Raw genomic sequence first — 24,363 nt, forward strand, 5'->3', positions numbered from 1 at the left:
CCAATTCTGTTGTGAAAGAATCCTTTATCCCACTTTAAGATTTCGTTGTTACTGATGACCGAATCCACGACATCCTTACTCCAAGTCACAGGATTGAAGAAATATTTTCCTGTTCGGAGCGGGCTTTTTTCCCGTGTGTCGGCATGGGTCCAGGCGGTCGACGATGTCACTTTCCATCTGAAACAGGGAGAGACGTTGGGCCTGGTCGGGGAGTCGGGTTGTGGCAAAACAACGGTGGGACGAAGCATTCTCCGGCTTATGGAGCCGACTGCGGGAACGGTAACCTTCGAGGGAAAAGATGTGTTGGCACTCTCTTCGAAGGAATTACGGCAGACGCGTCGCCGGATGCAAATCATCTTTCAGGACCCGTATAGCTCACTCAATCCACGTATGACCATCGGGGCCATTGTAGCGGAGCCGCTCAAGATCCATCAGATCGCCAAAGGCCAGGACCTGCAGGATCAAGTGAATCAGTTGTTTATTCGTGTGGGTTTGCGGCCGGAGCATCAGTCACGGTACCCGCATGAATTCTCAGGCGGCCAACGCCAGCGTGTGGGCATTGCGCGTGCTCTCGCGCTCAATCCAAAATTCATTGTCTGTGATGAAGCCGTGTCGGCCCTGGACGTGTCCATTCAAGCGCAAATCCTGAACCTGCTTCGCGATCTCCAGCAGGAGTTTCACCTCTCCTATTTGTTCATCACCCATGATCTCAATGTGGTGCAATATCTCGCAGACCGGATTGCGGTCATGTATGTGGGCAAGTTCGCGGAAGTCGCTCCTGCTGAGGATCTCTTTGCCACACCCAAACATCCCTACACACAGGCCCTGCTCTCCGCCAATCCGGTTCCCGATCCAACAGCCCCACCCAAACGCATTATCCTTCCCGGCGATGTCCCGTCGCCCTTAAATCCTCCCGCCGGCTGCCGATTCCATCCCCGCTGTCCAGAAGTGATGGATGTCTGCAAAACAGTAGAACCAAAGTTGACGCAGATCGGTCCTCCCGAAAAAGGCCACCAAGTCTGGTGCCACTTGTATTCTTAGTAAACTCCTTCTCAACCGTCTCCGGCCTCTTCAACCTCCTGATGCGTGAAGCTTTTGACTTTACTATTCAGACATTGAACGAACACATAATGACTTGGTGAAGCCCTCCCCAAGTTGTCATCCTGAGCTCACAGCGAAGGATCTGTGCCCAGGTAAAGCGGCCGGAGTTATCTTCTTCGTCATTCCCGACATTGGTAATCGGGAATCTATCTTAGTTTCTTTTGGATGGAACCCTATCTCACGTCCTCATTGCGCGGTGGATAGCGTTGACAAGTTTATGAATCAAGACGAAAATCAGAGAGAAGTTGGTAGGCCGAGTTAGCATGCTTTGGCGGTCTGTATACTCAATGGTTAGATTTTATGAGCCACCTCACTGAATCTTCAGTCCATCAAACCTACGAGTGGTATATGGACATCGAGCGCCGACTCGGCGAGGTTGTGCGAGTTCTGCCGTTTGTTGAAGCCGCGCAACTGAAGGACGTTCACTCTCCTAGGCTGGCATCTATCCTCCTGGAAGCAGCCTCTCTAGTTGACACTCTCCTCAGGGACCAACTTCCTGAAAGCTTCGTACGCGCAAATGGCAAGACGACTTAGAAAGACGATGCAAATATTACTGACTACAGGAATAAACTAGAATCGGTCCTAGGGCTATCACGTTCTCAATCGTTGCTACTGTTGGGAACGCCATCACCTCTTAGTCCATTCGCACCATGGGCAGACTCAGAAGATTGTGTACTTCCTTGGTGGCGAGCCTATAACGGACTCAAGCACGATCGATTGTCCAGATCGGGCGAGGTGACAATGGAAGACTGTCTGCAGGCGACATGCGCGCTCAACCAAGTGATGATGAAGGTTTCAAAAATCCGCAGCTTTGTATTTCGCTTCGGTTGGGCCCAATTGGTAGGACATAATCCACAGATGGCAATCAAAGACCTCGGCAAATCCACCGATCAGGGCTACGTCGCATACACAGATTTTTTTGCAACCTTCTTGTGCCCAGTTACCTATCGATCAGTCTATGATGTAAAACCGATCGATTTTCGAAACAGCGAACGTCTTCAGTCCCACCTCGGACGGCTCGGGAAGGCGGGTGAACCCTAATCATTCTATTGGACGCACTGCCACTGAAAACTGGTCTCTGTTCCCCATGCCGAACTTTCAGCCGACCCAAAGCCCTGAGTGAAACGAAGAGTCTGGCTAGGCTTTGGTTCCACCTCGGCACATATCCTTCGCCGCCAGCTCAGGGCGACATCTTTGTTTTCCACCAAGTCTTCACTTTTCTGTTCCAAGGTTGAATTACTGTGTTAAATCTCAGCTTTCAAAAATTTGCTCTAGATTCCATTTGGTGGGTCACTTCTTTTTATTAGGATTTATTCCGATATAATGACTAGGAGGATGGTTACATAATGAGTGACTCCTACACCATTGGCACTCTTCTGCTGGATCGTTTGTATAAGCTGGGGCTACACCATATTTTTGGTATTCCCGGCGATTATGTGCTGACGCTCTTTAAGCTTATTGAAGAATCGCCTATCCGGCACATCGGAACGACGCGGGAAGATTGCGCGGGCTTTGCGGCGGATGCCTATGCGCGTATACATGGGATCGGCGGCGCCTGTGTGACCTATTGCGTGGGTGGTTTGAATATGGTCAATGCCGTTGCCTGTGCGTATGCCGAGCGGTCGCCGGTAGTGTTGATCTCCGGCTCACCAGGGTTGAATGAACGAGTCAATAATCCCTTCCTTCATCACATGGTCCGTGATTTCTCGACCCAGCGTGATGTCTTTGAAAAGATTACGGTAGCTTCCGTCGTGTTAGATGACCCTCATACTGCGGAAAGGGAGATCGACCGGGCCTTGAAGGCCTTAATGCAATTCAAGCGGCCGATCTATTTGGAGATTCCACGAGACCTCGTGATGACTCCCGTGCAGGTGGCCTCAATCAAACCACCGACAGTCACGGCCTGCCAGAGTGATCCGGCGGCACTCAAAGAAGCCGTTGCAGAAGTTCGCGGTATTCTGTCCGGTGCCGAACGTCCGGTTATTCTGGCCGGTGCCGAAATCCATCGATTCGGTCTTCAGGACCAATTGACCGAACTGGTCGAGCATATGAATGTGCCCATCGCCACGACCTTGCTGGGGAAGTCCGTCCTTCGCGAAGACCATCCATTGAATATCGGGGTGTATGGCGGACTGGTGGGGCGTGAAGAAATTTTGGAGTTCGTGGAAAATGCCGACTGTCTGCTGACCTTAGGAACATTGCTCACTGATGTGGAAGACGTCAAAGCACATGCCACGCTCCTGGCGGCAGGCCGGACCGTTCATGCGACGGCGGACTCCATTGCTATCAAGCATCATAAATATGAAGACGTCCGTTTTGAAGATTTTATTCAAGCCCTGGTGGCGTCCCCATTGCCGTCGTTCCCTGCACGAGCGCTCCCGCCACGCGATAGTGTCCGTTTTGACCCACCTGGTCCGGACGCGGCAGTGACCCTTCGCAAAGTGTTCGGATATTTGGATGGTTTGCTCAACGAGAAGACTGTGGTGATTGCCGATGTCGGGGAGTCGCTGTTTGCCGCTGCAGATCTGCGTGTACGAAAAAGTGCGGATTTCCTGTCTCCGGCCTATTACACCTCCATGGGATTTAGTGTCCCGGCCGCTCTCGGTGCGGGGTTTGCCGATCCCGGACTGAGGCCCCTTGTGTTAGTAGGTGACGGCGCATTCCAAATGACCGGCACCGAATTGTCCACCTGCATTCGCTATGGGCAGGCCCCCATTGTGGTGGTGCTGAATAACCGCGGCTATGGGACGGAGCGGGAAATTCTCGAAGGTCCGTTCAACGACATCCATGAATGGCAATACGAAAAGATTTGTGATGTGTTGGGCGGAGGCGTGGGCCATCGAGTGGGCACGTTCGGAGACTTAGTCCAAGCTTTGAGCCTTGCCGTTGGTGATCCGAAGCAAGTCCATGTACTGAATGTGCTGCTTGATCCTCGTGACCGATCCACCGCCATGAAACGTGTTGCCCAGCGATTGGCCAAACGAATGGGGGGACAAAAGACCTGAGATTCCTTTTTTAATGGTTCTTTGAAGAGAGCTGGTTGTTCTCCCGCTATTTTTCCCTCCACTCTTACTTTCTGAGAATGTTGTGAATATACGATAGATGCCGGATTTCAATATGGCAGCCCAAGTTATTCCTTGTCGCGTCCCGCAGGTCCCCCCACTTTATTGGAGTGTTCGCCTTTGGGCCTAGCCGGTAGGCACCCGTCAGCGCCCACCTGTTGGCCAGCAACGGATGCTGAAATCTCACCCACCCCAATAAGATTTCAGAAATTATTTGAAAGGACTATAGACCTTCTCTCATTTCAAAAGTCCTTTTAACTCCGCAATTTCACTCTTCACGATATGCATCAAAACCCCTTGTCCAGATTGGTTGCGGGCTTGATTCATGCGCCCGTATAATGGTCTGGTTTGAGACAAATTTTTCCTTTCAGCCAGGATAGGACCCTTCTTATGAGTACCGAGACCGTCGAAAAAGATTCCAAAAACTACCCGATTCTCCGGAATTTGCAATATTCCCCGCTGAAGCAGGGAGAGGAGCAATACATTGTGTTGTGGGACCCTTCCGGCCTGTCTTCTGAAAAGCTCGTATTGCCGCTGAATTTTTTCTATCTGTTTCAGTTTTTTGATGGAGAACATTCCCTGGAACAGGTTGGTGCCGAGTATCTCAAGAAGTATGGCGAATTTATGATGCCGGATCGCCTCACAAAATTGGTGAGCGATCTGGACGAGAAATTGTTTTTGGAAGGAGAGCGACTGAAGCAGGTGCAGGCGCAAGCCTTTGAGGCCTATCGAAAGCTTGACTCGAGACCGATGGCGTTCGCCGGGCAGCAATATGAATCCGATCCCGCCAAACTGCGGGCGCAGATCGATGGGTTTTATTCCTCCAAAGAAGGTCCGGAAAAAGGGAAAGCGGAATGTGCCGGTCAGACGATTAAAGGGCTTGTCGCCCCGAATTTTGAATTGAAAGGTGCCGGGCCAATCTACGCGTGGGGCTATCAGGAATTACGGGAAGGCCAGGTCCCGGATGTGTTGGTGTTGATCGGCACATGCCATGCCGGCCTCGAAGGGGGAATTGCCTTTACGGATAAAGATTTCGAAACGCCGTTTGGGACTGTGCCGGTTAATCGAGCAATTATCGATTTAATTCGCAAAGAAACCGGTGAAACTTTTTTTGTGGAAGATATTGCCCATCTTCGAGAGCATAGCCTGGAGTTGCAACTGCCGTTTCTTAAGCATGCGCTTGGTGAAGGGCGGGAGATTTCCATTCTACCGATTCTCGTTGATTTTCCTCCGGAGACATTGACAGGTGGAGAGTATCAACAGCTCTTTCACCGCATTGATCAATTTCTCACGATTACAAAACGTGCGATCCAGGCCAGCGGGCAACAGGTGTGTGTCATTGGCAGCGCCAATCTGGCGCATATCGGGATTCGGTATGGAGACAAAACGCCTCCCACTGATTTTTCCTTTCACCGATGTATGCAGATTGATCTGGAAATGTTGAAGAAGGTGGAAGAAGCGGACCCGGAAGGGTTTGCAGAATTTATCTTGAAAGAGGGAAATCAGCGGCGCATTTTAGGATTTGGGGTCATTTTTTCCTTGATGAAACTCCTCAAGCGTGATGGTGAGGACTTCAAAGGGCAGGTGCTACGCTATGATCGGGGTATTACCGATCAGTTTAATTCGACGGTGACTTACGCCAGTATCGTGTTTGTCTAACGGGTCTGTTGAAAAAAGCCGTCAGCGGCGTTCTCCCCATTTTTCCGTGCTCACGTATTGCACATACGCTCCGTGCGAAAAAATGGCTGTGGCCTTGCTGGACGCACCCTTCGGGAAAACTCAGGGCATGCTTTTTGGAACAGACCAGAATCTTCCAAGGGGCCGTATGACTGTGCGACGTTTTGCCCTCGGAGATTAGTATTATTCAACACTCCGCTTAAGGGCTATTCTTCTGCTCTGATCTTCATTGGTACCGGTTCCAGCGGGTTGTCCCGGCTATCGCATGGCAAGGCGGCAATCTGATCCACCACCTCCATACCTTTCACCACCCTGCCGAACACCGTATACATGCGATCAAGACTGCTGGTGTCTTCCACGATGATATAGAACTGGGATCCGCTATCGGAAATATCCCGGGTGGCATCTGGATTTCGTGGAACTTTGGCCATGGCAACCGTCCCGCGACGGTGAGGTCGATCACTCGGTTCTGACGGGAGGCTAAACCCCGGTCCCCCGGTACCATGGAGTTCCCGGTTAGGATGTTTGCTCAATGGGTCTCCACCCTGGATCAGAAATTTAGGCACGACCCGGTGAAATGTCGTGTCATCGTAGAATTTCAGCCTGACGAGATTGAGGAAACTTTCCACATGGCGGGGCGCGTCGTCCGTAAAAAAGCGGATTTCTATATCCCCGAATTTTGTGGAGATAATGGCCTTGGGATTTTTCTTTTTGAATTGTAAGGGAGATGGTGTCGTCACAGTTCTGGCACTCTACCAAGGGATCGCAAAGTTCATCAAGCATCACGGACATTTGCGTAGAGGGGACACACAGAAATATGTGTTGACAAGAGACAATGTCCGCACTTCAGGTATGGTATGGCTCTGAAAACGTCACATCATTTGGAATGTCGTTTCGAGCAGATCACAACTTTTACCAAGGTGGTCTTCTCCCAGAAAAGAGTGCTGTAAGCTCTGGCACTGCCTTTTCACATCAGAAGAACTGAACAGGGCCTGAAGCCCCGTGGCAATATTGGAAGCTTTAAACCTTCGTTTCGGAATGATTCTGCCCACCCCTAATTTTTCAACCCGAGCGGCATTGTCAAATTGATCAAACGCCAGGGGTTGAATCACTTGCGGGGTGCCTGCTCGTAAGGCCTGGGAACAGGTGCCGATGCCTCCATGGTGGATGAGGGCCGCCGCATGTGGGAGGAGTTGGCTGAGGGGCACATAGGAAAAGTGCGTGATCCCCTTCGGGAGAAATGCAGGAAGTTGTTCCGGGTATCGCGTCAGAAAAATCGCCGGGCGTCCCAGTTGCTGGCTGGCTTCAGTCGCCTCCTTGAAAAAAGATCGGCCATGTTTATTGGCCGAGCCAACGGTATAGATGAGGGGCTCCGGGTGTGTTTCAAAAAAATTCTGTACGGTTGCGGGAACGACACTGTCCGGAGCTTCATCATAGAGAGGAAAGCCGGTGACATGGGTTTTCGGAGGCCAGTCAGGTTGAGGGAAAGCAAACCACTCAGGAAACAGACCCAGGACCAGATCGGGTGAATGCAGCCAGTTGTGGAAGATCCGTGAAACTGGTGGCAGGCCGAGCTGACGGCGAAAATCATTGAGTTCGGGTTTTACTATAGGATCGATGAACGTGTGATCAAGAAATTTCCACACGCCGTTTTTGAATGCAACGGGCAACCAATCCGGAAGAGTCAGACCGGGAATTTTTGGAGCTTGGTGGGCTGAGTGGAAGACACCTGGTGAAAAATGGACGGTGGCATGGGGGATGTGGTGGGTTTCTTGAAGAAGGCGAGCGGCAAACCCCAGGGTGGAACTGATCAGCAGGGTATTTCCCGGGATGATCTTTGACTGAAGGAGCGAATAGGTTTCTTCCAAGGCGCTCGAGACGATCTGTTTCATGAGGAGCCGCCAGCCTTTGTGGGGATGCCACAAATCAGGATTGTTGGCTATCGCCTCATAGTCATCGGCCGTTCCCAAGGCGATAAACGCGACTCCCGCTTTGTGAACCAGTTCTTGGAAATGGGCACTGGTGAAGATTGTGACTTTATGCCCGCGTTGCTGGAGTTCTCTAGACATCCCCACCAGGGGCAGGACATCCCCGTAACTCCCCACGGCCAGAATAAGAATCGTCATTGAGTTTGACCTGACGTTACCCTTGGAATTCCTCGTTTGCGAATGCGAGGTTATTCGTCTGCCATCGTTTCAACCGGCAAAAGCCCCAAGGCATATAGAGTCCGAAGGTGATGATCGTGAGCACCATGATCAGGAGCCAGGTCCCAAAAAATCCTAATCCCGTTCCGTGAAAGGCGAGTTGGCGATTCCCGATGAAGGTGTGTTCTGAAATCCACCGCTGCTGAGCGGAATAGGCCCACGGAAAAAATAAGCCAAAGGTGATCACGGTCAACACCCACGTCCAGATAAATAACCATAAACAACTGAATCCTGTTCCGCGAAAATCAAAGCGCTGATGATTCATGGGCTCCCTCATGAAAGTGTGGAGAATTCCCCACAGCCTACCATGGGAAGGTTTGTTGGTGAAAAAAAATATACCTTGGGACTTTGGAATATTGTAAAGATTTCGCCGCTTCATCAACTAAGGAGTCAACGAGGCTCACCAGAGAAAAATAGTGGAGTGTTCAAAAAGGCGCGTCCCGCAAGGCCGCAGCCGCTTGGGCGAGCGGAGCGTATGGAGGAGTACGTGAGCACGGCCAAGCGGCGAAAACGCCGGTGGCGGCAATTTTCAACACTCCCACATAAGATTTTTCTTCCGGCGGGCTGAGAGCTGAGAGAAAGCGTAATTGGTTGTGAGAGCATTTCTAGAAGGGAGACCACAGAACCAGATAAAATTTCAAAAAATCAAGAGATTGACCTTCATCCCGGAGTCATACTAGCGTAACACCTATGACGAAATACTGGGACAGACCGGTTTGGGAAGACTGTCCTTTTTTTGGTCTTCAGGGAAAAGGAGGAAATGATGAAAAAAGTAGCTGTGATTCTTTCAGGTTGTGGGTTTTTAGATGGAGCGGAAATTACCGAAGCCATTAGCACGCTCATTGCCATCGGCCAAAACGGAGCGGCCTATGAGGTGTTTGCCCCGAATAAAGAGGTTGCGGAAACGAATCACCTCACTCAAAAACCCACCGGACAGAAACGAAATGTCTTGCAGGAGGCCGCACGTATTGCTCGCGGCGAGATTCAGCCATTAGAACAACTCAAGGCGAAGGATTTCGACGCTTTGGCCTTTCCAGGTGGTTTTGGAGCCGCGTTGCATCTTTGTGATTTTGGAGAAAAGGGGAGCGGTGGGAACATAGATCCACAGGTGGCCAGAATCGTGAAAGAATTTAGTGAGAGCCATAAACCTATCGCGGCCATTTGTATCGCGCCGGCTATCATGGCATTGGCTTTGGGAAAAAAAGGCGTCAATGTGACCATTGGAGAAGACGCCGGAACCGCGTCTGAGTTAGAAAAAACCGGTGCCAAACATCAGAATTGCGCGGTGGAACAATATGTCGTGGATCACAGTAATAAAGTCATCACCACGCCTGCCTATATGTATGGATCAGCCAGGCCCCACCAGATTTTCGCCGGTGTCAGTGGGGCGATTGCGGAATTGATTAAGATGGCCTGACGGCAGGGGTCGAGTCCAGATAAACAGTAAAACTCCGCTCCCAATGCAGACCAGAAAAATTGTCAAGAAAGCCGAAAAATGAAAAATCAGGAGGGAGCATCCGAAAAGTCCAAGCATGAAAACCGTTGCCGTGACTTTCGTGTTCTGATTGATACTGCCTTCATGGTGCCAATTTTGTATCATCGGGCCCAACAGGGGTTGACTGAGCAGCCATGAATTGATGCGAGGAGAACTTTTGGAGAAGCACGAGGCGGCAAGCAGGACAAATGGCATGGTGGGCAGGAGTGGAAAAAATAACCCCAAAATCCCGAGAGCAAGACTGACCCACCCTATAACCAGCAGAATAAGTCGTACGGGCCAGGCTGGCATGCTTATGAATCCTAATGGGAATGAGTCATGACTGGCGAAATTTTTTGGTGATTCATTGTGAATGTTATCGGCCTCATTACGCGAAAAATTGACAGATGCATTTGGGATGAACGTGATGGTCTGTCAACGATGACTTTGCTGCGCTTGTACGACTACAACACGAGTTGTCGTCGCAAGTGGCAACCTGATTTCAAAACGGTGTGTTCACATGTAAAGGAGGTGAAGATGGGACCTACAAAAGTCATTCCCAAAGACGGTGCACTTTACGAGGTCAAGACCGGCAAACTTGTTCAAGACGGTCTTCCGACACGAACCGAGCAGGAGGCCTATGTGGCGCAACATTATCTGGTCCTGCCGGTTATTGATAAGGCGGGGAAGCCATGGGCTCTTGATGGGCAACCGGTGTATTGTCTCCACGGCACGCAATTCGAAACCGTCGACGATCAAAAGGTCCATTTAGCCCGATGCCCTGATTGTGGGGGAATGGGTATCCGGGATGACGAACCGTTGGTGGAATCCGATTGTATCCGATGTGTCCAATGCGGGCATGAGTTCGATACCAGGCTCGAGATGATGGAGAACTGAAAAATGCAAGAAGTTCTCTCCGGGTCTAGAGCCAAAAGGCAGCTGGAAAGAAAACGTACGGGTTATTTTGGAGTAGCGTTCTTGAGGATCGCTTAAAAGGTCACGGGCATTCTGGCGGAAATACTCGAGGATCGTGAATGGAGGGTGGGGGAGAACACGGTTCTTCGTGGGAGGCGATAAGCATGCCTCCCACGAAGCGATAGGCGGGTCAAGAAAGATGCCTTTTACTTATTTTGGGCAATTTTTTCCGTGGCTTGGGGAGCCACCGAAGGCATCAGAGCCAGATCCTTGGCTTCATCGCTTACTTCAAGAAGAGCAATGGCTCCCGTGAGCGCATCTTTCAGCGAGTGGGTTACGATCGGATAGACCCCTTTTTGTTCCACGACGACATCCAGAATCGCTCCATCCGCCGCGCCGATCACCTGGGTTTGGATCCCTTGCATGCGGTTGGCGGGGTTTCCGCTGGGCCAGACATCGTCCCAAATTTCTGCAATCGGATGAAGTGAGGAAAAATTATTCGGCCCGATGTTGACGAAGTAAAACCGTACTCGCTCCCCCGGCTTGGCGGTGAGGAACTCTCCTCCCTTTGCTGCATGGACGGGATCATACTTAAATATCCCGCCGTTGAAGACAACATGGTCATTTTTCGCGTCCATCATCGCCGCGACGTCATCAGGATCTTTGGTGAATAACTCCGATTGCACCAACACATATTCCCGGTCAGCCTTTGGCATCGCGCTGGCATCTTTGGGATCCACAATGACAGCCCCGAACATGCCGCGGGCAATATGTTGAATCATGGGGAACGCGCCGCAGTGATAGGCAAAGACTCCAGGCCGTTTCGCTTCCCAAACATATTCCAGAGATTCTCCAGGGTTGACGTCACGATAATTCGCGAGAAAATCCGTTTCCGCTGCATGAAAGTCCATGGAATGTGGGCGACTATTGTTTTCATGGTTTTTAAGGATGAAATGCACCTGGTCACCCTCGGTCACGCGGACGACGGGACCAGGAACCTGACCATTAAAGGTCCATGCTTTATAAGTGGTGCCTTTACCGTCAATAATGACTTCCGTTTCCACGGCGGTGAGTTCCACCTTCACCTTTTTAGCCTCGACTTGTGAGGCAAATGTGAAAAGACTTCCGGTCAGTGCTACTAGCGCAATTCCCAACCCTATCCGCCCTGAATGTTGATTCTTCATTCTTCCATCCTTTCCAAACGAATATAAATGTGATTAATGCGAGAGATGTCTGACTATATTTGCCAACGGATGCAACATATCCTGCTAATGTTCTTAGCAGATGTCATGCCAGACGCCTGAAATGTGTAAGATATTGATTTTTAAGTAATAAATTACATTAATTTAAAGAAGTTTACAGCAATATTTTGTTCAACACCAATATTTTGCTGTATGACAGCAATATATTGTTTAATATGAGAGGAACATCAAATTCTTCATGTTTTTCCATTTTTCAACACCCCTAAAGGGTCAATAGACCGATGAGCAATACCAATGGCAGTTATCTGGCAGAGATGCGGTTTCGGGCCGTAGCCCAGTCATCGCACGATGCCATCATCATCGCGGATCAATCAGGGACCATCCTGTTTTGGAATAAGGGGGCCAAAGACATCTTCGGCTATGAAAGCGAGGAGACCGTCGGCCAGCCCCTCATCATGCTTATGCCGGATCGCTACCGACAGGCGCATCAAGCCGGGCTTGAGCGATACAGCACCAGGGGAGAAACGCGAATTCTCGGAGAGACCGTGGAACTGAGTGGTTTGCGAAGAACTGGAGAAGAATTCCCCCTCGAACTCACGCTTTCGGCCTGGAAAGAAGAAGAGCGGCTCTTTTTCAGCGGAATCATTCGGGATATTTCTCAACGAAAAGAAGCCGAAGAAGCCCTTCAGCGATCGGAAGAAAAGTATCGCGCCATCTTTAATCAGGCTGTGGAAGGGATCTACCAGGCGACACCTGCCGGTGCCTTCCTCAATGCCAACACGGCTCTGAGTCATTTGTTGGGGTACGACTCCCCTCAAGCGCTGATGGACACCGTCCAGGATATCGGTTCCCAACTCTATGTCGAGCCAACGAAGCGGGAGGAGTTTTGCCGGTTGCTCGAGCACCAGGACGTCATCACGGATTTTGAGTCGCAGGTCTATCAGGCGGACGGAACACCAATTTGGATTTCAGAAAATGCCCGTGTGATCCGCAACGCGGAAGGAGCAGTGCAGTGGTATCAAGGATTTCTGGTCGATATTAGCGGGCGTAAACAGGCGGAAGCCCTCCTGGAACGGCAAAACCGCTTGCAAGCGGAAAACCGGTACCTACAGGAAGAAGTCCTCGAAGCCGGGGCCTTCGGGGATCTCGTAGGGCAGAGTCCGGCCCTGCACAACGTGATCCGTCAAATCGCTCTCGTGGCACCCACGGAGGCCACTGTCCTGATTCTCGGTGAATCCGGAACCGGGAAAGAATTGGTTGCCAGGGAAATTCATAAACGCAGTCAACGGAAAGACCGGCCGTTAATCCGCGTGAATTGCGCCTCCATTCCGCGGGACCTGTTTGAAAGTGAGTTTTTCGGCCACGTGAAAGGGGCATTTACCGGCGCGGTCAAAGATCGGGCCGGACGATTTGGCGCGGCGGATGGGGGAACCTTGTTTTTGGATGAGGTCGGCGAAATTCCCCTGGACCTCCAAAGCAAATTCCTGCGGGTGCTGCAGGAGCAGCAATTTGAACGCGTGGGCGAGGAACGCACTCGTCATGTGGACGTCAGAGTGATTGCCGCGACCAACAAGGATTTAAAACAGGAAGTGGAAAACGGTCGTTTCCGGCAGGATCTGTATTATCGCCTTAATGTTTTTCCACTTGAAATGGCTCCGCTTCGTGAACGGAAAGAAGATATTCCGCTCTTAGCCGAGTATCTTCTCGGGGTCACATCAAAGAAGCTCCACTGTGCGCAACCGAAACTGACGAAAGCCCTTGTGGGGCAATTGCAACGTTATAACTGGCCGGGAAATGTTCGGGAGTTGCAAAACGTCATAGAGCGGGGTCTGATTCTTTCCGAACGGCAGGGATTAGCCTTCGATATCCCTCAGCCGGGAGGAGGACGAGCTTCTTTGCACTCTCAGGAGTCCCATGCTTCACTCATGGCACGGAGTGTAATGACGGAACGAGAAATGCGTCTTCAGGAACGGGAAAATACCTTGGCGGCACTTGAACAGGCGGACTGGAGAATTTATGGAAAAGGCGGTGCGGCAGAACGACTTGGTATTAAACCCACAACGTTGGTTGCCCGCATCAAAAAAATGGGAATTATGAAGGGAAGAATGAACACGCAAGGTGAAGGTCGGAATGTCGTTGGAGCGGATAGCCACGCCTTACCCCTCACATCTCTGAGTCGTTTTCACTGGACCCACAGAGAGTTTAAGACAGTGTTGAATAATAAGGTCACCCATAGGCAAATACGCCTATGATCATCTGGAATGGCAGAGGCTTCGGGCCGGTTCAAAAAAAGTCGTCCAGCAAGGCCACAGCCATTTTTGCGCGCGGAGCGTACACGGAGTACGTGAGCACGGGAAAATGGCGAGAACGCCGCTGGGAGCTTTTTTCAACAGGCTCTATAAGGAATTCGGCGGGAACGGCCTGTTCTTCTCCAGGCGCTGTTATTCTCAGGAATACACCCCAGTCTTCGTCGGATCCCTCCGCATCAAAATCGTCAAATTTCTCTACCTCACATCAATGCGCAATCTTCACATTTGAGATGTGGAGTCGCGTGTCTGATCTCTGATCGCAGATCGAACAAATGCTGATTTGCCTGTGCTGTCCCGGCTAGACAAAGCTTAATGGTGGCTGGGAAGATACATGCGGAAACCGGACATATGAAACCCTACTCGATTTATCTGTTCATTGGTGGATGCGGTATGGCCGCGTTGATGATGGGCGTCGTCCTTCCGGAGGTGTTGCCGGGGTGGGGTTGGACCCATGAGCCCCTCCATTCTACATTGGAAACTGTCGGTGGATTGGCCGCCATTTCCATGGGAATTGTCCTACTTCAAAGAACCCCTGACCCTACCATGCAGAAATTCTTTCCCCTCGCGGGTGGCTTTTTCGGGATGGGGATTCTTGAAATTTTTCATGCGATATCGGTACCAGGGAATGGATTCGTGTTATTGCGGAGCCTTGCAAGCTTGTTGGGAGGCTTGGGATTCGGGCTGATGTGGCTCTCTGCAACGGGAAAATATCATACAACGATTAAATGGATGCCGTGGGTGATGGCCGGTGGAGCCCTTGCCCTTGGCTTATGGACGATTGGATTTCCGCAATATTTACCGGCAATGGTTCGGGAAGGGGCATTCACGCCAACCGCCGTGGCTCCCAAAAGTTTTGCGAGCATGTTGTTCTTTGCCGGATCGCTCCGGTTCTTTTTGGATTATCGAACCTCGGGTCGATCGGAAGATATCCTGTTTGCCTCATTGGCACTTATGTTCGGATTTGCGGAATTGATGTTTACCTATTCCGTGATTTGGGACAGTCGATGGTGGTTTTGGCATTTCCTGCGGTTGATGGCGTATTTTTTAGTCCTGGGGTATGTCGGGCGAGGGTATCTGGCCACCGTCTCTGATCTACGGACATCATTGATTCAGACCAAACAGGCTGACCAGGCCAGTCGTCGCAGTGAACAACAGCTCCGGGCAGTTTTGGAAGCCCGGGAACGTATGGCCCAGGACCTTCATGACGGCGTCATTCAATCGACGTTTGCCTTAAAGCTGAATTTGGAACGGTGTCAGCAACTCATTCCACGGCATCCTCAAGAAGCTCTCACCGGCATCAGCGATGTCTTGATGGAACTCAAATTCGTGATTCAAGACTTGCGCCGTCATATTAGCGGTCTTGAACCAGAATGCCTGAATGGACAGCAATGGGTAGAAGAGATGCGCACGCTTGTGCAGACCGTGGAAAAATCCCAGAACCTGCCCTTTCATCTGCAGATCGATCAGGAGGCGGCTGACCTGCTCACGCCCGAGGAAGCCACCCATCTGCTGTATGTGGTGAAAGAATCCATTAGCAACAGTGTGCGACATTCACATGCCACGTCAGGCACGGTGTCGCTTCAAGTGCGTGAGGGGGCCGTGTGCTTGGAAGTTATGGACGATGGTCTGGGCTTTGATCCTGAGAATTCGGATGAGGGAGTTCACGGATTAAAAAATATAGCCGCACGCGCGAAGCGCCTGGGAGCGCATTTTCAGGTGTGGTCGAAACCTCATCGTGGGACTCGAGTTTTTTTTGAGATTGCCAAGAAAGGGAGCCATGCCCAGGCGTAACACAAACACCATCCGTCTCTTATTGGTCGATGATCATGAGGTGCTTCGCCTGGGCCTGAAAACGCTCTTTACTGAAACAGCGAGCATTCAGGTCGTGGGTGAAGCAGGGACCAGAGCTGCGGCGGTGTCCGAAGCCGACCGGCTTCATCCCGATGTGGTGCTCATGGATGTCCGTCTGCCGGACGGGAGCGGTGTCGAGGCCTGCCGTGAGATTCGGAATGCATCTCCCCATATCCGGGTGTTATTTTTGACGTCCTTTGCCGACGACGAGGCGGTCATGGCGACCATCATGGCAGGAGCCAAAGGCTTTTTGCTGAAAGAAATCAGCGGGGAGGAGTTAGTCCGTGCGGTACAAACGGTGGCTGCCGGTCAGTCTATTCTCGATCCTGCGATCACACAACGCGTCCTCACCAAAATGCAGCATCTCTCCATCTCTTCCGCCGATGGCAAGAAAGAATCCTTAGCTCCACAGGAATTGAAGGTGCTGACACTGGTGGCCGAAGGTCAAACCAATAAGGAAATTGCCGTCGCACTCGACCTGAGCGATAAAACCGTTGGTCATTATCTCGAAAATATTTTCCAGAAATTACAAGTGACCCGCCGTTCTCAAGCTGCGGCAGAGTTCGTCCGCCGGTTCTCCCCCTAGGGGCTGTTGGATATTTCAAATGTTTTGCCTGTTCATCAGCAAATGGATGATTGAAACTTTCACCGGGGAAATTGAGGGAGTGTTCAAAAATGCTCGTCCAGTCTTGTCCTGAGGCTTCTCGAAGGGAAGGCTGCAGCCGATTGGGCGGGCGGAGCGTACGGAGGAGTACGTGAGCACGGCCAGGCGGCGAAAACGCCGCTGGCGGCAATTTTTCAACACTCCCCATTAGGGGCATTTACCCCTAGTCGCATAGGGGAAGAATAGTCGCTAGCCTCCAGGTGTTCTCACCTACCATCCCGGGCTCTATTTGATACACAATACCCTCAGACGATGAAGACTCCGACACGGAGCCTGTTTTCATCCACTGTTTAATCCAAGGAGGCCGTCATGCCGAATTTCATTTCTAAGTCATTCCTGATGCTCTCGACACTGGTGTTTACTTGTGTGTATGGACTTATTTTAAGTCCCGGTTCGGTTCAGGCAGATAAGATAGCGGGCCAGGACACAGTGAAAGTGTTGTATCACCTAAATAGTAACGATCCAGCTCTCGCCAAATACACAATGGCCTTGATTAACAAACATATCGAGGCCGAAGGCGGACCGGACAAGATTGACCTGGTGCTGGTTGTGCATGGGCCGGCCCTGAAATTGTTTGAAAGCGATACGGTCGATCAGGAGTTGAAAGATAAATTGAAGGCGGTGATTGACAAAGGGATCAAGGCTGAAATGTGTCAGGTCTCAATGAAACTGTATGGGACACCACTGGAGAAATTAGTAGCGGGGTTCATACCCACCGAGCATCCGGTAGCCGTCAAGCGGATTGCCGATCTTCAACGCGCGGGATATGTTTATATCAAACCGTAAGGAGAAAATATGCGGAATAAGCTTTATATATCCACGACCCACAAAAGAACCGCATCCAGTGGGAGCCTCCTGGGCTCCCACCGGGGCCAATGGCTCACGGCAATCAGATGCGGAGTAGCGGGGTTCATGATGGTCAATCTCAGTCTTTTTTTCGGAGCCTTTCCGGCTCCTGCGGCCTCCTCCGTTCCGGCTCCGAAATTTCAACTCCAGACGTTATCTGGTGAGCCGTACAGTAAAGCTTCCTTGCAAGGTCGCCCGACGCTTCTCGTCTTTTGGGCGCCATGGTGTCGGTATTGCCAAATGGAATTGCCGATTCTCGCGAAATTTTATCAGGGAAACAAACCGGACCAACTCCAGGTTTTGACGGTGGCCTTCTCGGACAGTCTGGCCCATGTGGAGGAATATGTCTCAGCCAACCCGGACACCTTTATCTTTCCCACCGCCTATGATCAGGAAAATGAGGTGGCGCAGGCTTTCGGTGTCAATGTCACCCCGACATTCGTGGTGATGAACGCACAAGGGGAAATGATCCTTGCCCACCGTGGTGCAGGGATCAACCAGAATCCTCAGTACCAGAAGTTTCTTGAGAGTTTGAACCCATAACTGTTCAGCCGGGAGGAATCGATTCGCCAGGTATAGAACACTTACGATGGAGTCCGGCATATACATTTCTCAGGTGACCTTGTCGGGGGCGTTTGGAGCCGGGCTCTTGTCAGTGGTTTCCCCTTGTGTGCTTCCTCTGGTGCCGTCCTACCTCTCCTATATCACGGGACTTTCCATTGACCAACTTCGCGATTCATCGGCACCCCACAGGATTCGCAAAACGATTATGTTCAATTCGTTATGGTTGATCGGGGGCTTTTCCGTCGTCTTCATCGCGTTTGGCTTCTCAGCCAGTTTGTTCGGCCAATGGCTGTTCAACTACCAGAACTATCTGAGAGAGTTCGGAGGAGGGCTGCTTATCCTGTTTGGTCTGTATGTGCTGGGCCTGTTCAACTTTAAATTTGTGCCTCAAGAACGGCGGCTCCATTTCCAGAATCGCCCGGTAGGCTATCTGGGCTCGTTTCTCATCGGGGGCACCTTTGCCGCAGGCTGGACACCCTGCGTGGGTCCGATACTCGCGTCTATCTTTTTGTATGCCGGCACCACGGATACCGCTGCTGATGGACTGGCCCTCCTCGTGTTCTACTCAATTGGGCTTGGACTTCCCCTGCTTGTCACTGCTGTATGGCTCGATCGGTTCTTAACCCATTTCCGGCAGATCCGGAACTATATCAGACCCCTCTCCATCCTGAGTGGATTGTTACTGGTGGCAGTCGGCGGTCTCCTCTATACCAATTCATTCTTTCTCCTGACGAGCTATTTTGAACGCTCGGGTATTGGATGGTACATCGGCCAATAGATTCTACTTGGCTGCTGTCTCTCGTTTTCAATTCCTTTCCTGCCAATTTACGTAAATACGTTGCCCGGCCACAATAATATCGTTTACCCTTGCGACAGATGAACGCAAGGTCCCGCTTTGCGGGCCAGCGCAGTGGTGTATTAATAGGTTTGAGGATCCAATTAAAAAGGAGTATGACCGTATGGCGACAATTGCGCCCTTTCGAGCTGTGAGGCCCAAATCTGAATTAGCCAGTCAAGTGGCGGCCCCTCCCTATGATGTGGTCTCTTTGCAAGAGGCACGTGATTTAGCGGATGGAAATCCCTATTGCTTTCTTCGCATTGGTCGTGCGGAGCTTGAGCTTGGGGATGGAGTCGACCCGTATTCCGCTGAGGTCTATCAAAGAGGGGCCGATAATCTCCGGAAGCTCATCAATGACGGGGTTTTGGCCCAAGAGCCACAACCACTCTTCGGAGTCTACCGACAAAAGTGGGGCCAGCATGAGCAGACCGGCATCGTGGCACTGGCATCCGTCGACGAATATGACCGGGGCATCATCAAAAAACATGAATATACCCGACCGGTCAAGGAAGCTGACCGGGTGCGGATTATCGAAACCCATGAATCGCAATCGGGGCCGGTTTTACTCTTTTTTCGCCAGACGGCCAAAATTGATCAGTGGTTGAAAGAGGTGACAAGTACGAAGCCGGATGTCCATTTTGTCGCTCATGATAAGATCGAGCACACCGTGTGGAGCGTGCGAGATTCACTGGCCATCCAGGAGATCATGAAGAACTTTCAAGATCTCCCGGCCTTATATATAGCCGACGGGCATCATCGATCGGCTGCGGCAAGTCGGGTTCGTGCGTCTCGTGGCCAGGCCGGCGCACAGCCTGCTGGAAATCATGAAGATGGCTTTTTGGCAGTTATCTTTCCACATGATCAATTACAAATCCTTCCCTACAATCGGGTTGTGCGGGATTTAAATGGATTCACGCCCAAGGAATTGCTCGAGAAATTAGCTCCGCACTTTGATTTGCAGGTGACCGCCGGACCAGGGGATCCACCTGCTGCCGGTTTCGATATGTATCTGGAAGGGCAATGGCATCGCGCGAAACCCAAAAAGGATCCGTCGTTGAACAGTCAGCAGGATCCGGTGCGTGCGCTAGCCGTTTCAGAATTGACAGAACGGGTCTTGGATCCGTTGTTAGGCATCAAAGACCAACGGTCAGATCCACGCATAGATTTCGTAGGCGGTATTCGCGGCACCCAACAACTTGCAGCGTTGGTGGACAGTGGGGACTGGGCTGTCGCCTTCTGGTTGTATCCGACAACGGTTGAGGAATTGATGGCGGTGGCGGATGCGGATCGCGTCATGCCTCCCAAAAGCACATGGTTTGAACCCAAGCTCCGTGATGGCCTCTTCGTCCACATGCTGCACGACAAATAAGGCACATATTTCCCCAAGCCAAAACCAATTTGTCTCAGAGCAATATGGAGAGGTAAGGATCGAGAAACTTTACGTGTTGCCGTTCTTCATGTCATGTCCAATAGCCAGTGGGAAGTAACAACGTTTCAGCATTTGACTGTCCAACGGTTGTATGACGTATTGCAGTTGAGGGTGGATGTGTTTGTGGTCGAGCAACAATGTGCCTATCGGGAATTGGATGAGTATGATCGACATCCGGAGGCGAAACATCTTTCTGGCCGCAATGAGGGTGGAGAACTGATTGCTTATGCACGGATTCTCCCCCCTGGACTCTGTCATCCTGAGGTGAATCTGGGGCGGTTTGTGGTGAAGGCTGATTTCCGTAAGCAGGGGATCGGGCATCAACTGTTACAGACAGCCTTGCAGGAAATAGCCGGTTGGTGGCCTGAGACGCCTATAAAAATGTCGGCACAAACGTACCTACACCGATTTTATGCGCAGTATGGGTTTATTCAGGTATCAGATGGCTATCTCGAAGATGGAATCCCTCATGTTGATATGGTGAAAGAATCTTGTTGAATGTTCTGACTGTTTGTCATGGTTTATAAGGCATTTCAGTGTGGCATCAGAAAGTTCTTGGGCACTTTCCAGGACGTCCATTTCAACTAAACTACTATCGGTCATGTCCAACCGATGAGGGATATTGCCGGGTTTCGCCCCGGCAGACGAGGTTTTTTGTTTCGGCAAAAGGACCCAAAACCATTCACGCCCCGTTCGGCCTAATTGGATTGGGCGAATGCAGGGAAGAGCGCGGGCCGACTCGCCAGGCTCAGACAAGGCCCGCCAAGAATAAGAGCATCCTCCCATAGGGCCGAACGGCAGGCGTCGCGGATACCTGCGGAGTCTACCCTGAGTCATGCCGAAGGGATCAAACAATGCGCGCCTTTCTCCCGATGTCGGCTGCACTGCTCGGCCACACCACCAGGCCAGGTGAAGCTACTGAAAGACGGAGATTTTTCTTTGAGTGGTCCAACTCGCTACTAAATGTGGTGACCATACAAACGTTAGAAGAGCCTCAAGACCCAGATAGCATTCGGATGAAAATATTGAGGATGACTACAGATGAGTTTTATGGTTGCTGTTTAAACTGATGGCTCGCGCCGGCTAATGAAAACAAACCCCCTAGGCGATGTCTCGCTTGAAACATTTTTAGCTGAATATTGGCAGAAGAAGCCGTTGTTGATTCGGCAGGCCTTGCCCGGGATCAAGCCGCCGATTGCGGCTGATGAATTGGCCGGTCTCGCGTGCGAAGAACAAGTCGAATCGAGGCTGATCATACAAGATCCCGTAAGCGACCAATGGGAGCTTTCTCATGGTCCGTTTACTGATGCGACCTTTTCCGCCCTGCCATCCGCCCATTGGACTTTGTTGGTTCAGGCTGTCGATCATTGGGTGCCGGCCGCCGCTGACTTTCTTGCGCAATTTTATTTTATCCCCAGTTGGCGGGTTGATGATTTGATGATCAGCTATTCCGGCGACAAGGGTGGTGTCGGACCGCATTATGATAACTATGATGTGTTTCTGGTGCAGGTCAGTGGCTGCCGCCAATGGGAAGTCGGGGGAATCTATGATGAAACCTCTCCTCGTCGTACCGATGTTCCGGTCAAGATTTTGTCCGAATGGAATCCGGAACAACGGTGGATATTGGAGCCGGGCGATCTGCTTTATATCCCCCCGCGTGTCGGACATAACGGGATAGCCGTGGGTGAGGATTGCATGACCTGTTCGGTGGGATTTCGCGCTCCGTCTCATCGGGATATCTTGCTCGACCATTCCGAGTCTGTTGGAGAAGCGCTGAGCGAAGAGTTTCGCTATGCGGATTCGGATCTGGTTCCGCAAGCCAATCCCGGCCAGATTACATCCGAGGCGGTTAGAAAAGTTCAGAGGATCTTTACCCGGTATGTCGAGGATGATGCGAAACTGGCTCAATGGTTTGGTTGTTATATGACCTCTCCGAAATATCAGGAAGAGGAGACGACGCCGGAGGAACACCGTTTGGAAGATGTTCGTACCCATCTTTCGGAGGGAGGAAAACTTGTCAGAAATGAAGGCTCACGTTTTGCGTTTCATGAACATGGACAGAATATCTGGCTATTTGTTGATGGACGTCAGTATACCTGCAGTGGGCTCATGACAGATCTGGTGAAAACCTTGTGCGCCAAACGCCAAATCGGTTCGGAGCATTACGTCCCGTCGGAAGGGCATGATTCCTTACTTCTCGATTTGTTGAGCCATGGCAGTCTCTATTTTTCGGCCTGAAAAATACTTTTCCGCCTTTCCTGGAAAGAGAGGCTCCCTTTCAGGCCAAAGCAACTAATCGGCCCCCTGGTTGGCTGCCATCATCTGTGAAAAATTAGAGTTGTGTGGCGCCTCCATCGACGGTGAGGTCAATCCCTGTAATGTACGATGAATCATCTGATGCGAGAAAGAGCGCGGCTGTGGCAACTTCATGTGAGGTTCCCATTCGTTTCATGGGATTTTGATCACCAAAGCTTGCTTTCATGCCTGGAACTTCTTCTGCAGGAACACCCACTTTCTCAAAAATTGGTGTATCAATTGGTCCAGGGGCCAGGGCGTTCACCCGGATTTTTCTCTCAAGAAATTCAGTCGACAGGGTTCTGGCCAGATTCCGAACGGCCGCTTTGGTTGCGCCATAGACACTGGAATTGGGAAATCCTTTCTGGTCCGCGATGGACGAATTGATAATGATCGACGCTCCTTCATTCAGAAGCGGCGAGGCTTTTTGAATATTGAAGAACAGGCCTTTAAAATTGACATTGACCATCTTATCGAATGTGGCTTCATCTACGGTGTCAAATGGGCCAAAGATCGCAATGCCGGCATTGAGGAAGAGAACATCGATCCTTCCCGCAGTCCTGTGTATTTGTTGATACAAATCCGCGATGTCATTGAGATTCCCGGTATCTGATACGAAACCGGCACTTGCTCCTCCGATTTCTTTCACTGCCCCTTCCACCGCCTCCTTCCTTCTTCCCGTAATGATCACTCTGGCCCCTTCAGCCTGAAATAATTTAGCTGCGGCCAAACCAATCCCGCTATTGCCACCCGTAATGACGGCCACTTTGTCTTTGAGTCTTTGAGACATAGAAATTTTCCTTTCAAGGTAGATAGAGAGCATTCCGATCGTGTGTCACTCAAGTAAAACATTTTAGAATGAAATTTTCATCTCTCTTCCAACAACACATTGCTGAATGGTTCTGAGGTGTTTGTCATGAGACAACCCATCAGAGATCATTGTCATCTTCTTCCCATTCTCTCTTGATGGCTGCGGCTCGCTTCCGCTGTCTGGTAAATGCCCAAAAGGCCAGGAGGGTGATCGCGAGCCAAACCATTCCGGAACTGGTGGCCACAGGGATCCAGCGATTCCAAAGGGTTTGCCGACCCCAGAACTGCTCTTCTGCTTCTGTGAGTGTCATGAAGGTGGTTTGTGCAAAGGCTTCAGGAAAGGACATGCCCTGTTGGATTCTTGCCAGAATACGTTTGGGGGTATCCTGGCCTGTGTGTTCCAGGAGGTCTCGCGTAAAGGCGTAAGCTAGCACATAAGCCCGTCGGACAGAGGTCTCGTCCTTGCTGAAGAGCGTATTGAGTTCATTCAGGGAGACTTGCGTGTCTGAGACCATTGCCCAGACTAATCGGGCTCGGTCTTCCAAATCCCACCTTCGGGCGGCCATCATCGCTAATCCCTCATCAAACCATCGGGGCAAAGGCTGTTCTCCTGCCGCCCGATGGGCCAGGATATGGCTGATTTCATGCAGGAAGACTTCGTTGAGTGAATCATTCGGATAGGTCAAACTCCGGTCAGTGAGAAGCACAATTGTGGAAGTCTGACTGACTGCGTAACCTGATATCCATTCCGGCGCTTCCTGTGCAAGGGGCGATTCCTTTGGGGCCAGGATGACTCGAATGGGAAGTCCGGGATGTTCAAGTCCCATAAAGTCCATCATATGCTGAAGAGCTTGTGGGTTGCTGTCCGTCAAGTGGGCGGCTAAGGGTTCCAAGGATTCTGGGGCTTCAATGATGAATTGGGGGGAGGCGGCTCCCATCATTAGTCCGGGGCCAGCCATTATCAAAATGAGCGTCAGAAACAGGAGTTGTATTTTAATTTTTGCAAGCTTTGCAAAATGACCCTTGGATTTGCGAAATTTTTGTTGGATTCTGCAAAAACGCATTGGCTAGTCGAGGACTGAAGTTTTTTTGAGGAAAGCGTGAAGGGCTGGATGGATTTCC

Annotated in this window: 22 protein-coding genes; 15 read left to right on the top strand and 7 right to left on the bottom strand. The window is 51.1% G+C overall.

The annotated features are described in order from the left end of the window. Nucleotides 1-54: 54 nt before the first annotated feature. From PP769_RS10680 to amrB, 4 genes are all read left to right on the top strand, one after another. Entirely contained in the window at nucleotides 55-1,041 is a 987-nt protein-coding gene (locus tag PP769_RS10680) for an ABC transporter ATP-binding protein (protein ID WP_312640039.1), read from the top strand. Between the two features lie 801 nt (nucleotides 1,042-1,842). Then, the gene (locus PP769_RS10685; protein WP_312640040.1) at nucleotides 1,843-2,142 is read left to right on the top strand and encodes a hypothetical protein; all 300 of its coding nucleotides are present in this window, start codon (nucleotides 1,843-1,845) and stop codon (nucleotides 2,140-2,142) included. Between the two features lie 305 nt (nucleotides 2,143-2,447). Beyond that, nucleotides 2,448-4,106, top strand: coding sequence for an alpha-keto acid decarboxylase family protein (locus PP769_RS10690; RefSeq protein WP_312640041.1), 1,659 nt, complete (start codon nucleotides 2,448-2,450; stop codon nucleotides 4,104-4,106). Nucleotides 4,107-4,553: 447 nt separating this feature from the next. Beyond that, nucleotides 4,554-5,822: an AmmeMemoRadiSam system protein B gene (amrB, locus tag PP769_RS10695; protein WP_312640042.1), complete on the top strand. Its 1,269-nt coding sequence runs from the start codon at nucleotides 4,554-4,556 to the stop codon at nucleotides 5,820-5,822. 224 nt (nucleotides 5,823-6,046) lie between these two features. On the opposite strand, the gene PP769_RS10700 is transcribed toward amrB, so the two are convergent. From PP769_RS10700 to PP769_RS10710, 3 genes are all read right to left on the bottom strand, one after another. After that, nucleotides 6,047-6,580 (bottom strand): peptidylprolyl isomerase, encoded by a 534-nt coding sequence (locus PP769_RS10700; protein WP_312640043.1) that lies wholly within the window; start codon nucleotides 6,578-6,580, stop codon nucleotides 6,047-6,049. 132 nt (nucleotides 6,581-6,712) lie between these two features. Then, entirely contained in the window at nucleotides 6,713-7,966 is a 1,254-nt protein-coding gene (locus PP769_RS10705; RefSeq protein WP_312640044.1) for a glycosyltransferase, read from the bottom strand. 16 nt (nucleotides 7,967-7,982) lie between these two features. After that, nucleotides 7,983-8,309 (bottom strand): DUF898 family protein, encoded by a 327-nt coding sequence (locus PP769_RS10710; RefSeq protein ID WP_312640045.1) that lies wholly within the window; start codon nucleotides 8,307-8,309, stop codon nucleotides 7,983-7,985. A gap of 495 nt (nucleotides 8,310-8,804) precedes the next feature. On the opposite strand from PP769_RS10710, the gene elbB reads away from it, so the two are divergent. After that, nucleotides 8,805-9,461 carry an isoprenoid biosynthesis glyoxalase ElbB gene (gene elbB / locus PP769_RS10715; RefSeq protein ID WP_312640046.1) on the top strand — a complete coding sequence of 219 codons (657 nt, stop codon included), beginning with the start codon at nucleotides 8,805-8,807 and terminating at the stop codon, nucleotides 9,459-9,461. Here elbB and PP769_RS19760 read toward each other — a convergent pair. After that, nucleotides 9,393-9,830, bottom strand: coding sequence for a YbaN family protein (locus PP769_RS19760; RefSeq protein WP_376753383.1), 438 nt, complete (start codon nucleotides 9,828-9,830; stop codon nucleotides 9,393-9,395). The two genes, elbB and PP769_RS19760, sit on opposite strands and share 69 nt — an antisense overlap. 225 nt (nucleotides 9,831-10,055) lie before the next feature. Between PP769_RS19760 and PP769_RS10720 the strand changes: the two genes are divergently transcribed. Further along, nucleotides 10,056-10,415, top strand: a complete 360-nt coding sequence (locus PP769_RS10720; protein ID WP_312640047.1) for a hypothetical protein — start codon at nucleotides 10,056-10,058, stop codon at nucleotides 10,413-10,415. 224 nt (nucleotides 10,416-10,639) lie between these two features. On the opposite strand, the gene PP769_RS10725 is transcribed toward PP769_RS10720, so the two are convergent. Next, complete coding sequence (locus PP769_RS10725) at nucleotides 10,640-11,617, bottom strand: multicopper oxidase domain-containing protein (RefSeq protein WP_312640048.1); 978 nt, start codon at nucleotides 11,615-11,617, stop codon at nucleotides 10,640-10,642. 299 nt (nucleotides 11,618-11,916) lie between these two features. Between PP769_RS10725 and PP769_RS10730 the strand changes: the two genes are divergently transcribed. The 9 genes from PP769_RS10730 to PP769_RS10770 all read left to right on the top strand — a co-directional run bounded on the left by PP769_RS10730 (nucleotide 11,917) and on the right by PP769_RS10770 (nucleotide 22,374). After that, entirely contained in the window at nucleotides 11,917-13,887 is a 1,971-nt protein-coding gene (locus tag PP769_RS10730; protein WP_312640049.1) for a sigma 54-interacting transcriptional regulator, read from the top strand. Between the two features lie 405 nt (nucleotides 13,888-14,292). Then, the gene (locus PP769_RS10735; protein ID WP_312640050.1) at nucleotides 14,293-15,735 is read left to right on the top strand and encodes a sensor histidine kinase; all 1,443 of its coding nucleotides are present in this window, start codon (nucleotides 14,293-14,295) and stop codon (nucleotides 15,733-15,735) included. Next, complete coding sequence (locus tag PP769_RS10740) at nucleotides 15,722-16,381, top strand: response regulator transcription factor (RefSeq protein WP_312640051.1); 660 nt, start codon at nucleotides 15,722-15,724, stop codon at nucleotides 16,379-16,381. Before PP769_RS10735 ends, PP769_RS10740 begins: the two co-directional genes overlap by 14 nt. Nucleotides 16,382-16,768: 387 nt before the next feature. After that, nucleotides 16,769-17,245: a DsrE family protein gene (locus PP769_RS10745; protein WP_312640052.1), complete on the top strand. Its 477-nt coding sequence runs from the start codon at nucleotides 16,769-16,771 to the stop codon at nucleotides 17,243-17,245. Between the two features lie 9 nt (nucleotides 17,246-17,254). Beyond that, complete coding sequence (locus PP769_RS10750; protein WP_312640053.1) at nucleotides 17,255-17,848, top strand: TlpA family protein disulfide reductase; 594 nt, start codon at nucleotides 17,255-17,257, stop codon at nucleotides 17,846-17,848. 46 nt (nucleotides 17,849-17,894) lie between these two features. Further along, nucleotides 17,895-18,647, top strand: a complete 753-nt coding sequence (locus PP769_RS10755) for a cytochrome c biogenesis CcdA family protein (protein ID WP_312640054.1) — start codon at nucleotides 17,895-17,897, stop codon at nucleotides 18,645-18,647. Between the two features lie 181 nt (nucleotides 18,648-18,828). After that, a complete protein-coding gene (locus tag PP769_RS10760; RefSeq protein WP_312640055.1) occupies nucleotides 18,829-20,076 on the top strand; it encodes a DUF1015 domain-containing protein in 1,248 nt (415 codons plus the stop codon). A gap of 93 nt (nucleotides 20,077-20,169) precedes the next feature. Next, nucleotides 20,170-20,634 carry a GNAT family N-acetyltransferase gene (locus PP769_RS10765; protein WP_312640056.1) on the top strand — a complete coding sequence of 155 codons (465 nt, stop codon included), beginning with the start codon at nucleotides 20,170-20,172 and terminating at the stop codon, nucleotides 20,632-20,634. Between the two features lie 588 nt (nucleotides 20,635-21,222). Continuing rightward, nucleotides 21,223-22,374, top strand: a complete 1,152-nt coding sequence (locus tag PP769_RS10770; protein ID WP_312640057.1) for a JmjC domain-containing protein — start codon at nucleotides 21,223-21,225, stop codon at nucleotides 22,372-22,374. Nucleotides 22,375-22,468: 94 nt separating this feature from the next. Here PP769_RS10770 and PP769_RS10775 read toward each other — a convergent pair whose 3' ends face one another. Both PP769_RS10775 and PP769_RS10780 read right to left on the bottom strand, forming a co-directional pair. Next, nucleotides 22,469-23,221: an SDR family oxidoreductase gene (locus tag PP769_RS10775; RefSeq protein ID WP_312640058.1), complete on the bottom strand. Its 753-nt coding sequence runs from the start codon at nucleotides 23,219-23,221 to the stop codon at nucleotides 22,469-22,471. Nucleotides 23,222-23,360: 139 nt separating this feature from the next. Further along, the gene (locus PP769_RS10780) at nucleotides 23,361-24,182 is read right to left on the bottom strand and encodes a peptidase MA family metallohydrolase (RefSeq protein WP_312640059.1); all 822 of its coding nucleotides are present in this window, start codon (nucleotides 24,180-24,182) and stop codon (nucleotides 23,361-23,363) included. Nucleotides 24,183-24,363: the final 181 nt, after the last annotated feature.

The organism is Candidatus Nitrospira allomarina (assembly GCF_032050975.1).
Taxonomy (GTDB): Bacteria; Nitrospirota; Nitrospiria; order Nitrospirales; family UBA8639; genus Nitrospira_E; species Nitrospira_E allomarina.